General features: G+C 70.8%; 14 protein-coding genes. 9 read left to right on the forward strand and 5 right to left on the reverse strand.

Annotated features, from left to right (window positions below):
• Positions 1-14 precede the first annotated feature (14 nt).
• The 3 genes from cysD to ACLJQF_RS24920 are packed head-to-tail and all read left to right on the forward strand — an operon-like array spanning position 15 to position 2,931.
• Positions 15-935 carry a sulfate adenylyltransferase subunit CysD gene (gene cysD / locus ACLJQF_RS24910; RefSeq protein WP_410612018.1) on the forward strand — a complete coding sequence of 307 codons (921 nt, stop codon included), beginning with the start codon at positions 15-17 and terminating at the stop codon, positions 933-935.
• Complete coding sequence (locus ACLJQF_RS24915; protein ID WP_410612019.1) at positions 935-2,197, forward strand: sulfate adenylyltransferase subunit 1; 1,263 nt, start codon at positions 935-937, stop codon at positions 2,195-2,197. Before cysD ends, ACLJQF_RS24915 begins: the two co-directional genes overlap by 1 nt.
• On the forward strand, positions 2,194-2,931 hold the full coding sequence (locus tag ACLJQF_RS24920; protein ID WP_410612021.1) for a sirohydrochlorin chelatase: 738 nt from the start codon (positions 2,194-2,196) through the stop codon (positions 2,929-2,931). Before ACLJQF_RS24915 ends, ACLJQF_RS24920 begins: the two co-directional genes overlap by 4 nt.
• On the opposite strand, the gene ACLJQF_RS24925 is transcribed toward ACLJQF_RS24920, so the two are convergent.
• Positions 2,903-4,249, reverse strand: coding sequence for a hypothetical protein (locus tag ACLJQF_RS24925; RefSeq protein WP_410612023.1), 1,347 nt, complete (start codon positions 4,247-4,249; stop codon positions 2,903-2,905). The two genes, ACLJQF_RS24920 and ACLJQF_RS24925, sit on opposite strands and share 29 nt — an antisense overlap.
• A gap of 198 nt (positions 4,250-4,447) precedes the next feature.
• Here ACLJQF_RS24925 and ACLJQF_RS24930 point away from each other — a divergent pair, with 198 nt between their 5' ends.
• Genes ACLJQF_RS24930 through ACLJQF_RS24940 form a run of 3 tightly spaced genes read left to right on the forward strand, consistent with a single transcriptional unit; the run spans position 4,448 to position 6,430 of the window.
• Positions 4,448-5,077 (forward strand): cyclase, encoded by a 630-nt coding sequence (locus ACLJQF_RS24930; protein WP_410612025.1) that lies wholly within the window; start codon positions 4,448-4,450, stop codon positions 5,075-5,077.
• A 44-nt stretch (positions 5,078-5,121) separates the two neighbouring features.
• A complete protein-coding gene (locus ACLJQF_RS24935) occupies positions 5,122-5,625 on the forward strand; it encodes a DUF3291 domain-containing protein (RefSeq protein WP_410612026.1) in 504 nt (167 codons plus the stop codon).
• A 37-nt stretch (positions 5,626-5,662) separates the two neighbouring features.
• A complete protein-coding gene (locus ACLJQF_RS24940) occupies positions 5,663-6,430 on the forward strand; it encodes an enoyl-CoA hydratase family protein (protein WP_410612028.1) in 768 nt (255 codons plus the stop codon).
• Positions 6,431-6,521: 91 nt separating this feature from the next.
• On the opposite strand, the gene ACLJQF_RS24945 is transcribed toward ACLJQF_RS24940, so the two are convergent.
• Genes ACLJQF_RS24945 through ACLJQF_RS24955 form a run of 3 tightly spaced genes read right to left on the reverse strand, consistent with a single transcriptional unit; the run spans position 6,522 to position 7,572 of the window.
• Complete coding sequence (locus ACLJQF_RS24945) at positions 6,522-6,890, reverse strand: barstar family protein (protein ID WP_410612030.1); 369 nt, start codon at positions 6,888-6,890, stop codon at positions 6,522-6,524.
• Positions 6,887-7,360, reverse strand: coding sequence for a ribonuclease domain-containing protein (locus ACLJQF_RS24950; RefSeq protein WP_410612031.1), 474 nt, complete (start codon positions 7,358-7,360; stop codon positions 6,887-6,889). Before ACLJQF_RS24950 ends, ACLJQF_RS24945 begins: the two co-directional genes overlap by 4 nt.
• 11 nt (positions 7,361-7,371) lie before the next feature.
• Positions 7,372-7,572 (reverse strand): hypothetical protein, encoded by a 201-nt coding sequence (locus ACLJQF_RS24955; RefSeq protein WP_086843106.1) that lies wholly within the window; start codon positions 7,570-7,572, stop codon positions 7,372-7,374.
• A 59-nt stretch (positions 7,573-7,631) separates the two neighbouring features.
• Between ACLJQF_RS24955 and ACLJQF_RS24960 the strand changes: the two genes are divergently transcribed.
• The 3 genes from ACLJQF_RS24960 to ACLJQF_RS24970 all read left to right on the forward strand — a co-directional run bounded on the left by ACLJQF_RS24960 (position 7,632) and on the right by ACLJQF_RS24970 (position 11,316).
• Positions 7,632-8,597, forward strand: a complete 966-nt coding sequence (locus ACLJQF_RS24960; protein ID WP_410612033.1) for a quinone oxidoreductase family protein — start codon at positions 7,632-7,634, stop codon at positions 8,595-8,597.
• A gap of 147 nt (positions 8,598-8,744) precedes the next feature.
• Entirely contained in the window at positions 8,745-9,785 is a 1,041-nt protein-coding gene (locus ACLJQF_RS24965; RefSeq protein ID WP_410612034.1) for an alpha/beta fold hydrolase, read from the forward strand.
• Positions 9,786-9,876: 91 nt separating this feature from the next.
• The gene (locus tag ACLJQF_RS24970) at positions 9,877-11,316 is read left to right on the forward strand and encodes an amino acid permease (protein ID WP_410612035.1); all 1,440 of its coding nucleotides are present in this window, start codon (positions 9,877-9,879) and stop codon (positions 11,314-11,316) included.
• On the opposite strand, the gene ACLJQF_RS24975 is transcribed toward ACLJQF_RS24970, so the two are convergent.
• On the reverse strand, positions 11,313-12,362 hold the full coding sequence (locus ACLJQF_RS24975) for an NAD(P)H-dependent flavin oxidoreductase (protein ID WP_410612037.1): 1,050 nt from the start codon (positions 12,360-12,362) through the stop codon (positions 11,313-11,315). The two genes, ACLJQF_RS24970 and ACLJQF_RS24975, sit on opposite strands and share 4 nt — an antisense overlap.
• Between the last annotated feature and the right edge of the window lie 15 nt (positions 12,363-12,377).

Consider the following 12,377-nt stretch of genomic DNA (forward strand, 5'->3'; position numbering starts at 1 on the left):
ACACCGAGGGACGCATGACAACACTGGAACCCGCCACCGATGCGGCACAAGACAACCTCGCGGCTTTGGAGTCCGAGGCCATCCACATCTTCCGGGAGGTGGCCGGCGAGTTCGACCGGCCGGTGATCCTGTTCTCCGGCGGCAAGGACTCGACGCTGCTGCTGCACCTGGCGATCAAGGCGTTCTGGCCGGCGCCGGTGCCGTTCCCGCTGCTGCACGTGGACACCGGGCACAACTTCGACGAGGTCATCGAGTTCCGCGACCGCGTCGTCGAGCGCCACGGCCTGCGCCTGGTCGTGGCGAAGGTGCAGGACTGGATCGACGACGGGCGCCTCGAAGAGCGCGCCGACGGGATGCGCAACCCGCTGCAGACCACGCCGTTGCTGGACACCATCTCGGAGAACAAGTTCGACGCCGTCTTCGGCGGCGGCCGCCGGGACGAGGAACGTGCCCGGGCGAAGGAGCGGATCTTCAGCCTCCGCAACGCTTTCGGCCAGTGGGAACCGCGGCGCCAGCGGCCCGAGCTGTGGAACCTCTACAACGGCCGGCACCGCCCGGGCGAGCAGGTCCGCGTCTTCCCGCTGTCCAACTGGACCGAGGCCGACGTCTGGAACTACATCGCCCGCGAGAAGGTCGAGCTGCCCTCGATCTACTACGCGCACCAGCGCGAGGTGTACCTGCGCGACGGGATGTGGCTCGCCGAAGGCCCGTGGGGCGGGCCGCGCCCGGGCGAAGAGGTCCGCGAGCGGACCGTGCGCTACCGGACCGTCGGCGACGGCTCGTGCACCGGCGCGATCGAGTCCACCGCGACCACCGTCGAAGAGGTCATCGCCGAGGTGTCGGCATCGCGGCTCACCGAGCGCGGGGCCACCCGGGCCGACGACCGGATGTCCGAGGCGGCCATGGAAGACCGCAAGCGTGAGGGGTACTTCTGATGAGTTCGCTGCTTCGCCTGGCCACCGCCGGAAGCGTCGACGACGGCAAGTCCACCCTGGTCGGGCGGCTGTTGTACGACACGAAGTCGGTGCTCGCCGACCAGCTCGACGCGGTCACCCGCGCGTCCGTCGACAAGGGACTGTCCACCCCGGACCTTTCGCTGCTGGTCGACGGCCTGCGCTCGGAGCGCGAGCAGGGCATCACCATCGACGTCGCCTACCGCTACTTCGCCACGCCGAAGCGGTCGTTCGTGCTGGCCGACACGCCGGGGCACGTGCAGTACACGCGCAACACGGTGACCGGCGCGTCCACCGCGCAGCTGGCCGTGCTGCTCGTCGACGCGCGCAAGGGCGTGATCGAGCAGACCCGGCGGCACGCGGCCGTGCTGGCCCTGCTCGGCGTGCCGCAGCTGGTACTGGCGGTGAACAAGATCGACCTGGTCGGCTACGACGAGGCGACCTTCACGGTGATCGCCGAGGAGTTCGCCGCGCACGCTCTCTCGCTGGGCTACGAGCGGGGGTCCGTGCTCGCCATTCCCGTGTCGGCGCTGGAAGGCGACAACGTCGCGACCCGCTCGGAGCGGACGCCGTGGTACACCGGACCCAGCCTGCTGGAGCACCTGGAGGACGTGCCGGTCGCGCCCGACCCGCACGACTCGGCGCTGCGGTTCCCGGTGCAGTACGTGATCCGCCCGCGCACGCCCGAGTACCCGGACTACCGCGGCTACGCGGGGCAGATCGCGGCGGGCACGGTCCGCCCCGGTGACGAGATCGTCGTGCTGCCGCAGGGCATCCGCAGCCGCGTCGAGCGCATCGACACCGCGGACGGGCCGCTCGCGGAAGCCGGTGCCGGAACGTCGGTGACGCTGCTGCTCACCGACGACATCGACATCTCCCGCGGCGACCTGATCGCCGCCGCGGACGCGCCACCGCGCGTCACCGACGAGATCACCGGCACCCTGTGCTGGCTGTCGTCCAAGCCGCTGAAGCCGGGCGCGCGCGTGCTGGTCAAGCACGGCGCCCGCACGGTGCAGGCACTGGTGGACGAGTTGCACGCCCGGTTCGACGAGCAGGCACTGTCCAGCGTGGACTCACCGGCGGCACTGGAGCTCAACGACATCGGGCTCGTCTCCCTGCGGCTGGCCGAGGAGCTGGGCGTCGACGACTACGGCGTCAGCCCGCGCACCGGCGCGTTCCTGGTGATCGACCCGAAGGACGGCGACACCCTCGCCGCCGGGCTGGTGGGTGAGCGCTTCTCGTGACACCACCCCTGGTCGCCGTCGCGCACGGCAGTCGTGATCCCCGCTCGGCGGCGACCGTGCGGGCGCTCGTCGACGTCGTGCGCGACCGGGCACCGGGCCTCTCGGTGTACGAGTCCTTTTTGGACTTGTCGGCACCGATCGTCTCTGATGTGCTGCGATCGTTGTACGCCGACGGGCACCGGACGGCGGTCGTGGTGCCGCTGCTGCTGGGCAGCGCGTTCCACGCCCGGGTCGACCTGCCGACGCTGATCGACTCGGTCGTCGCGGACTGCCCGGGCTTCCGGGTGCAGGTTTCGGACGTGCTCGGCGCCGACCCGGCGTTGGAGGCGGTCGCCCTGGACCGGCTGGCCGCGGCGCCGAACATCGGCGACCGGGGTGTGATCCTCAGTGCGGTCGGCTCGTCGAACGCCACGGCCAACGCCGTTGTCGCTTCGCTGGCTTCCCGCTGGGAAGAGCGGCTGGGTGTCCCGGTGAGCGAGGCGTTCGCTTCGGCCAGCCAGCCGAACATCCCCGCCGCGGCGGCGGCCTTGCGGTCGCGGGGCGCGCGGCACCTGGTCGTCGCGTCGTGGTTCCTGGCTCCGGGTCTGCTGCCGGACCGGATCGCGCGACTGGCCCGCGAAGCGGATCCGAGGGCGTTCATCGCGGCGCCGCTGGCCGACGACCCGCGCGTCGCCGACGTGGTGGTGGCGCGGTACGCCACCGCGGTCAGTGGCCTGCTTCGCCAGTACGCGTAGTCCAGGTATCCAAGATCGCGTACATGTCGGCCTTGGGCAGCGCGGGTGAAGACGCTGCCGCGGTGACCACGCTCAGGTCCTCATCGGACAGCAGCCGCCGGACCGTCGGGAAAGGGACGTTCGGGTGGCGGGCGGCGGCGTCTCGCGTGCTGGGCACAGGATCCGTGGCGATCTCGGCCACCAGCGGCGCGGGGAGATCGGGATACGAGCAGGCGACGGCCCGCAGGCTGGAGTCACGGCTGTGCGCGAACCGGAGGAAGGCATCCCGGGGAAAGCACGGGTGCTCCGTCAGCAACCGCCCGAACGCCTGGCTCTCGCCGTGCGAGAGAAACAGCTCTTCGAGTGCGGCCCCGGACACGGAATCGTGATGTGCCGCGGTGACGCGGCGGATCAACGTCGACTCGTCGGCCATCAGGCGGTCGATCACCCACTGCGGAAGATCCCGGCTGCCCGCCACGACCGTCCGGAAGAACTCGTACGGGGAGTCGAGGTACTCCAGGCGTCCGGCGAGTGGCATCTCGCGGAGCCACCCCACCTCCCTGAGGTCCAGCGACAGGTTGGACAGGTAATAGCCCACCGTCCACTCGCGGATGGGGTGCAGTGCGGGCACTTTGGCAAGAAGAGCGGCCCGGACGTCGTCCAGGGTGGCCTGGTTCAGCAGCAGGCCGACCATGAACATCTCGTTCTCGATCTCGGCGAGCGATCGAACCGTCCCGGAGGGCAGAGCGGGGTGGATGGCCAGGCGGAGGTTCTCCTCCGCGTCATCGGACTCGGTGAACCGGGTGATCAGCTCCGGCGTGAGGTCGGCGTACCGGAGGGCGTCCGCACTGGTCGCCGGGTCGGCGAGCAGCGCGCCGAGAAGGTCGGACGGTGGCGGGACGGCGGACCAGTGCAGTGCGGTGTAACGGACATCGCCGTCTTCGTCCGTCAGCCACGCCCGCAGCGCTTCCGGCGGCGGGGTGTGCCAGCGCGCGGCCAGCGTCTTGCGCACCTCGGGCGCGGGGTCGGCGGCGAGCCGGATGAGCACCTGCTCGTCCGCGGTCCCGCGAGCCACGGAGGCACGCACCTCGGCCGAAGGGTGTTCGGACAGGCGAAGCAGCACGCTCTGCGGCGTCGACTCGTTGCTCCCCAGCCACCGGGCGCCGTCGGCACCCAGTTCGATCACGGCGTCCGCGAAGCGTTCACTGATCTGCGCCCTCGCACGGATCACGTCGAAGGCCAGTTCGGGATCCTGGATCAGCCGGATCGCGAGGTCGTCGGGGGTAGCGGGATTCGAAGCCAGACCACGCACAGCGGCCTGGCGGCGGGTCGTGGCCATGTTCGAAGCCTACCGACCACTCTGCGTACCCGGGACCACAGCACGACCGCCAAAAGGTGAGTCTTATTCACATTTTGGTTACCCTTAGCGCATGGGAACAGTGAATCCTTGACGTGCTACTTAACTTGCCGGTAACAATCGGAACGGCTGCGCAGCTTTCTTCCCTCCCCTCGTGAAACCGCAGGTAGGTGGATACAGATGAAAGCTCTTCATTTTTCCCGACTCGCCGCGCTGACCGCGGCGGCGGTCCTGCCCGTCGCCCTCGCCGCCCCGGCGTCGGCGGCCACCAGCGTCGTCTTCGACTGCCAGGCCAACGCCCCGATCGTCGGGCCGCAGAAGGTGGCGCTGAACCAGGACGCCGCCGTCAGCGCGCCCGCCACGGTCGCACCCGGCGCCGCGTTCGACGTCGTCATCGACCCGGCGCCGAACACCGTGCCGGGCACGGTGAGCGGGAACAAGGTCAAGAACATCAACACCTTCGCGCTCAAGATCCCGATCCCGGCCAACTCCACCTACGTCGGCGCCGCGCTTTCCGGCGGCTCCGGACTCGGCTCCACCCCGCCGACCATCTCCGTCTCGAACGGCGTCGCCACGCTGAGCTTCCCGGGCCCGATCGCCGGGGGCGCGACGTTCGAACTGCCCACGGTGACGGCGCACCTGACCGCAGGGCAGTCGGGCACCATCCAGACCAAGCTGGCCGGCACCAGCTACACCGACCCGGGCCTGACGTTCAAGGCGGTGGCGAGCACCATCATCGGTGACCTCACCGCGCCGACGGCCTGCTTCCCCAACCCGAGCCCGGTCTTCACCACGACGACCATCGGCTGAGCGGAATCACCCTGCGGGCGGCCGGCCGCCCGTAGGGTGACCGCATGGGGAACTTCGAACTCGCCCAGGTCAACATCAGCCGGATGAAGGCACCGCTCGACGACGAGTCCTTCCGCGACTTCGTGGACGCGCTGGAGCCGGTGAACGCGATCGCCGACCGCGCACCGGGCTTCGTCTGGCGGCTGCAGACCGAAGACGGCGACGCGACGTCGATCCGCGCCTTCGAGTGGGACGTGCGCGGCACGTCCGGGATCCTGGTCAACATGTCCGTGTGGACGTCGGTGGAAGCGCTGGCGGACTTCGTGTTCTCCGGCGAGCACCTGGCGATCCTCAAGCGCCGCCGCGAGTGGTTCCACCGCGTCCAGGACGTGATGACCGCGCTGTGGTGGGTGCCCGCCGGGTACCGGCCGACGACCGCGGACGCCGAAGCGAAGATCAAGCACCTGCGCGTCCACGGCCCGACACCCGAGGCGTTCACGCTGAAGCAGCACTTCTCCCCGGCCGCCGCCGCTCACGAGGGTGACCCCGATTGGCTGTGCCCCGCGTAACACCGGCCGCGCGCGGCGGATGTGCAAGGGTGTCGGCATGGCTGACGAACTGGTGCACTACGACGTGGTGGGCGGCACCGCCACGATCACCCTGGACTCCCCGCACAACCGCAACGCGCTGTCGGCGCAGCTGCGCCGCGAGCTCTCGGACTCGCTGGCGAAGGCGGCCGCCGATGACGCCGTGCGCGTGATCGTGCTGACCCACACCGGGCCGGTGTTCTGCGCGGGAATGGACCTCAAGGAGGCCCGCGGAGCAGGCGCGGGTGACCAGGGCGTGAACGAGTTCCCGCGCATTCTCGAGCAGCTGTGGACCAGCCCGAAGCCGGTCGTCGCCCGCCTGGCCGGCCCCGCCCGCGCCGGCGGCATCGGCATGGTGGCGGCGTGCGACATCGCCGTGGCGGTGCCGGAAGCGACGTTCGCCTTCTCCGAAGTCCGCATCGGCGTGGTGCCGGCGATCATCTCCCTGACGGTCCTGCCGCGCCTCAACTCCCGCGCGGCCCACGAGCTTTTCCTGACCGGCGACACGTTCGACGCCCGGCGCGCGGTCGAGATCGGCCTGCTCAACTCGGCGTCCGAAGACCTCGACGGCGAGGTCGCCCGGTACGTCAAGGCACTCGCGGCAGGCGGCCCGAAGGCGCTGGCCGAGACGAAGGCGCTACTGAGCCGCCCCCGCCCGGCGACGCCTTCGGACGGCTTCGACGAAATGCTCGGCCTGTCGGCGAAGTTCTTCGCGAGCGAGGAAGGCCAGGAGGGCATCCTGGCCTTCGCTCAGAAGCGCAAACCGAACTGGGTGCCGCAGGACTGAAGCGCCCCAAGGCGGCCTTGGTTGCGTCTGACGCACCGAAGGCCGCCTTGGGTGCGTCAGACGCACCGAAGGCCACATTGGGGCGCTTGGGTCAGGCGTCCGGCAGCACCACGGTGAGCCGCCACGAACCGGCGCTGCGGCCGCTCGGGCCGAGTGCGCGCTGCGCGTCCGACAGCACGCTGCGGATGGCCAGGTACGTCTTGGGTTCGGCCTTGCGCAACGCGTCCGAGCCCGGCCAGATCAGCACGTGCTCGCCCGGTGGCAGCCACGACAGGTCGGTCAGGCAGTCGTAGAGCGCGTCGAGGTTGTGGCCGAAGTGGTCCGGAAAGGACAGTGCCTCGGCGAAGGCGGCGAGCGTGCCGGCCTTGTCGACGGCCGGCCGCGAGTTCACCAGGTGCGGGTACGCGCCCCGGGCGAACGCCTCTTCCGCGGCGGCCTTCGCCTGCTCGTCGGCGCTCATCGGACCGGGTCCACAACGACGAACGACGCGTAGTGGTCGCCGGTGTAGTACAGCTCGTGCGCCTGCCCGGTGATCAGCCGCCGCGCACCGCGGTCGGGGCTGCCCGGAGTCTTCACGGTGTACTCGTGGTAGTAGCCGGACTTCTTGCCGGGCAATCTCTTCTCGCGGTTCTCGAACACGACGTCGTCGTTGCGAGGGTAGGGGTACGGGCCGCCGGCCTCGATCAGCTTCCACGTGTCGGAGGCCTGCGGCGGCAGCGCGGAAAGCGCCTTCACCGGCAGCCCGGAGTCCGCGCCCGGAACGGCGGCACTGCCCTTGGCGGGTGTGCTGCTCTGGGCGGGAGCGCTCGCCGAAGTACCCGGAGCGGGCGACGACGAGCCGCCGCCCAGATTGTCCTTGACCAGCCAGCCCCCCAGCACCAGCACGAGGAGCCCGATCAGCGCGGCGGTGATCCGCCTTCGGTTGAACATGGTGCGCGAGCCTATGCCGACCCGTCGGAGTCGTCGTCACGCCCCGGAGCCAGCCGGCGGGCGAAGAGGCCGACGACCTTGTCGAGCACCCACGCGGCGGCCAGGCACAGCGGCACGACGACCACCATGACCAGCACGAACTGCACCGGGAACCAGGCCTGCGCGAGCCACAGCTCGACCCCGTCCCACCAGTCGGCCAGCCCGTTGAACACGGTGTGAGCCTACGCGCGCTCTGCTGCCGTCGCGCCGTAGGGGCGGTACGTTGCGAGGCATGTTCGCCGTGTACGCGCAGGAACCCAACGCCGACAGCCCGCTGGACTCGCTCGTCGTCGGCGAGCGCCCCGAACCCGAAGTGCCCGGCGGCTGGGTCCGCGTGCACGTCAAGGCGGCCAGCCTCAACATGCACGACCTCTGGACGCTGCGCGGGGTCGGGATCAAGCCGGAGCAGTTCCCGATGATCCTCGGCTGCGACGGCGCGGGCACCCTCGACGACGGCTCCGAGGTCGTCATCCACTCGGTGATCAACGCCCCGGGCTGGCAGGGCGACGACACCCTCGACCCGAAGCGCACGCTGCTCACCGAGAAGCACCAGGGCACCTTCGCCGACCAGGTCGTCGTACCGGCCCGCAACGTCGTCCCGAAGCCCGCGGCACTCAGCTTCGCCGAAGCCGCCACCATGGGCACGGCCTGGCTGACCGCCTACCGGATGCTGTTCGTGAAGTCCGGGTTGCGGCCGGGGCAGACGATGCTCGTGCAGGGCGCCTCCGGCGGCGTCTCGACGGCGCTGGTCCAGCTCGGCCGCGCGGCCGGGTTCCGGGTGTGGGTCACCGGCCGCACCGAGGAGAAGCGCGCGCTCGCCACCAGCCTCGGCGCGCACCAGGTGTTCGAATCCGGCGCGCGGCTGCCCGAGCGCGTCGACGCCGTGTTCGAGACCGTCGGCAAGGCAACCTGGTCACATTCGGTCAAATCGCTCAAACCGGGCGGGATCATCGTCGTCTCGGGCTCGACCAGCGGGCCGGACGCGCACGCCGAGCTGCAGCGCGTCTTCTTCCTCCAGCTGCGCATCGCCGGCTCGACCATGGGCACCCGCGACGAGCTCGCGGACCTGCTCGCCTACCTCGACCTGACCGGCGTCCGGCCGCAGATCGGCGCGGAACTTTCATTTTCCGAGGCACCCAAGGGGTTCCAGGCGATGCTCGACGGGGACACCGCCGGCAAGATCGTCTTCACCCGCTAGAACGCCGTGAGCTGGGCGGATCCCCGGATCCGCCCAGCGCGGAAATCTTTCCGGCAGCTGGTGAATTTTCGACGTATTCAGTTCGAGACCTGGTCGTTAGCGCCGAAATTCCACCAAAACCCAAGCCCGGCAAGGTATTCTGTAGTCATGACCGCAATGAAGCGGCCCGCGCCGGCTGTTCCGGGCGGCCGGCCCAGTGACGAGGACCCGATCCGGGTCTCCTTCCGGCGCTACGCCGGCGTCCGCACCCGCGTGCTCGAGGTCGGCGACCCCGAACCGGAGCAACCCACCGCGCGCCGCTCGCTGCGCCGCCGGGCGGCCGCGCCGCACGTCCGGCCCGCCACCCCACGACTGGTGCTCCTGCACGGCTACTGCGACAGCGCCGACACCTGGCGCCCCGCCCTGGAACAGCTCGCGGCCGCCGGGATTCCGGCGGTCGCGGTCGATCTGCCCGGGTTCGGCGACGCCCAGCCGCTGCGGCCGGGCCCGATGCTGCCGCAGCTCGACGCGTTCGCCACCGCCGTCGTCCGCGAACAGGCCGTGCTCGGCTCGGTCGTGCTGGCCGGGAACTCGCTCGGCGGCACCATGAGCCTGCGCGCGGCGCAGAACAGCCGCCTGCCGATCTCCGGCGTCGTGTCGATCGCCGCGCCGGGCTTCGTCGATTCGTGGCTGATCCGTGCGGTGGCACGCTATCCGCTGCCGCTGCGGCTGTACTCGTCCCTGCCCGTCCCGGTGCCGGGCTTCCTGGTGCGCAAGGTCGCCGAGCAGGTCGTCCCGCGGCTGCTGTACGCCGACTCCGGCCTGGCCGACGCGACCCAGGTACAGCGCTTCACCGCGCTCTTCCCGGACTACCGCGCGACCAAGAACCGGCTGGAGGAGGCCCGGCAGCTCGTCGCGGAGCTCGCCGACGCCTACCGCCTGGACTCGGTCGAGGTCCCGCTGCTGGTCGTCGCGTGCGGCAAGGACAAGCTCGTCACCGCGGCGTCCGGGCGGCAGCTGCACACGCTCGTGCCGCACAGCAGGCTGCTGGTCCGCGAGGACTGGGGGCACTGCCCGCAGCTCGACGACCCGGTGGAGATCGCGGAGCTGCTCACCTACTTCGCGGCGGGCGCGGTCCGGACCACTCAGGCCAAGCGGGCCGCCGCGACGGCGCCGAAGGCCGTCAGCGAGGACACCGCGGCGGGCTGACGCGCTCAGGCTGTCGGCCTCCGGAGTTGGCGGTAGGTTCCGGCGAGGGCCCGCGAACCGGGCCCTTCCACCGACCGTTCGGGAGACGACGATGTCCGCTCCAGGAGGCTCGAACTCCGGCATCTTCCGGCGCAAGCCGATCGACCAGATCCAGGACACGAGCGAAAGTGGCGGCCTGCAACGCACTCTGGGCCTGTGGCAGCTGACCGCGATCGGCATCGGCGGCATCATCGGTGCCGGGATCTTCGCCCTCGCCGGCAGCGTCGCGCACGGCGACGACGCCGCGGGCATCCCGGGTGTCGGCCCGGCCGTGCTGATCTCGTTCCTCATCGCCGGCGTCGCCAGCGCCGCGGCGGCGTTCTCCTACGCGGAGTTCGCCGGCCTGATCCCGAAAGCCGGGTCGGCCTACACCTACGGCTACGCGGTGCTCGGCGAGATCGTCGGCTGGTTCATCGGCTGGGACCTGCTGCTGGAGTACACCGCGATCGTGGCGGTGGTGGCCATCGGCATCTCCGGGTACTTCAGCTTCCTGCTCGGCCAGCTCGGCCTCGACCTGCCCGCGTGGATGCTCGGCGCGCCCGGCACCGGGCCGGGCCACAAGGTCGACCTGTTCGCCGCGCTGCTGTGCCTGCTGATCGCGTACCTGCTCAACCGCGGCATCCGCAGCGCCGCCCGGTTCGAGACGGCGATGGTCGGGATCAAGGTCCTGATCGTGCTGGTGGTCATCCTGGTCGGCTTCTTCTACGTCAAGACGGGCAACTACACGCCGTTCGCGCCCGCGGGCTTCGGCGGTGCGGTGACCGGCGCCGCGACGGTGTTCTTCGCCGTCTTCGGCTACGACGCCATGAGCACCGCGGCGGAAGAATCGAAGGACGCTCAGCGGCACATGCCGAAGGCGATCCTGTACTCGCTGGCCATCTCGATGGTGCTGTACGTGCTGGCCTGCCTGGTGCTGACGGGCATGCAGAAGTACACCGAGATCGACCCGAAGAGCGGGTTCTCGACGGCGTTCAAGTCGGTCGGCCTCGACGGGCTGGCCACGGTGATCGCGATCGGCGCGATCGTCGGCATCCTGACCGTGCTGTTCACGTTCCTGATGGGCGCCACCCGCGTCGGCTACTCGATGAGCCGTGACGGGCTGCTCCCGCCGTGGTTCGGCAAGACGAACCCGGCGCGCCAGGTGCCGAGCCGGATGACGTGGATCCTCGGTGGTGCGGCCGCGGTCATCGCCGGGGTGCTGCCGATCGGCGAGGCCGCCGAGCTGACGAACATCGGCATCCTGCTCGCGTTCGTCGTCGTCTGCGTCGCGGTGATCGTGCTGCGCTACAAGCAGCCGGACCTGCCGCGGACGTTCAAGACGCCGGGTATGCCGGTGGTGCCCACGATCGGCATCGTGTTCTCGATCTGGCTGATCACGTTCCTGCAGCCGGCGACCTGGCTGCGGTTCGCCGTCTGGTTCGTCATCGGCCTGGCCGTCTACTTCCTCTACAGCCGGCGGCACTCGGTGCTGAACCGCGGCTCGGACGCCTAACGGATCCGGTCGAGGCGTGCGGCGGCTTCGCGCGCCTCGACCTTCAGCCGCTCGATGATCACGGCGGCCGAGGCGTCGTAGGCGAGTGGGTACGTCTGGCCCGCCCACAGCGAGATGGCTTCCGGGTCGCCCGCCTTCGCCGACGCCTTGCGCACCGGGCCCGCGAGGTTGTTGAGCTGCGGATATGCCGCCGGCGCACCCTCGGACAGGGCGTCCATGAACTTGTTGACCAGCCCGCGCGCCGGGCGGCCGCTGAACGCGCGGGTGAACGCCGTCTCGCGCTCGGCGAGGGCGAGGGCCTTGCGGTGCGCCTCGGACGTCCCCGCTTCGTCCGCACGCAGGAAGACGGTGCCCAGCTGGGCGGCCACGGCCCCGGCGGCGAGCACGGCCGCGACGTCGGCCCCGTGCACCAGCCCGCCGGCGGCGATCAGCGGCAGGTCGACCCGGGCGGCGACCAGCCTCAGCAGCGCGAGCACGCCGTATTCGGCGCCGCCGCCGGGCAGGCGCGCGTCGTCGGTGAACAGGCTCCGGTGCCCGCCCGCCTCGAAGCCCTGCAGGACGAGCGCGTCGGCGCCGAGGCCGGCGGCCCGGTGGGCGGCCTCGGGCGTGGTCACGGTGACGACGGTCTTGCTGCCGGCTTCGCGGAGCCGGAGGACGTCCGACGGCGAGGGCGGCCCGAAGGTGAAGGACACCATGGGGACGCGCTTCTCGAGCACGACGTCCAGCTTCGCGGGGTACGCGTCGTCGTCCCACTTCGGTTCGCCGAGCTCGACGTCGTACTCGCGGGCGAACTCGTCGAGCCGCTCGCGGTGCGCGCCGATGTCGGCACCGGTGTCAGGCTGCGGGACGAAGAGGTTGACGCCGAACGGCCGCCCGGTGAGCTCGGCGGTGCGGTCGATCTGCGCGCTCAGCGCCGCGGGCGTGAGCATGCCGGCGGAGAGGAAGCCGAAGCCACCGGCCTCGGACACCGCGGCGACCAGCTCCGGGGTGGTGGGACCGCCGGCCATCGGCGCGGCGACGACCGGGAACGTCAGCTCGTCGAACATGCCACCGAGCGTAGC

Source organism: Amycolatopsis sp. lyj-109 (genome assembly GCF_046548995.1).
Classification (GTDB): Bacteria; Actinomycetota; Actinomycetes; order Mycobacteriales; family Pseudonocardiaceae; genus Amycolatopsis.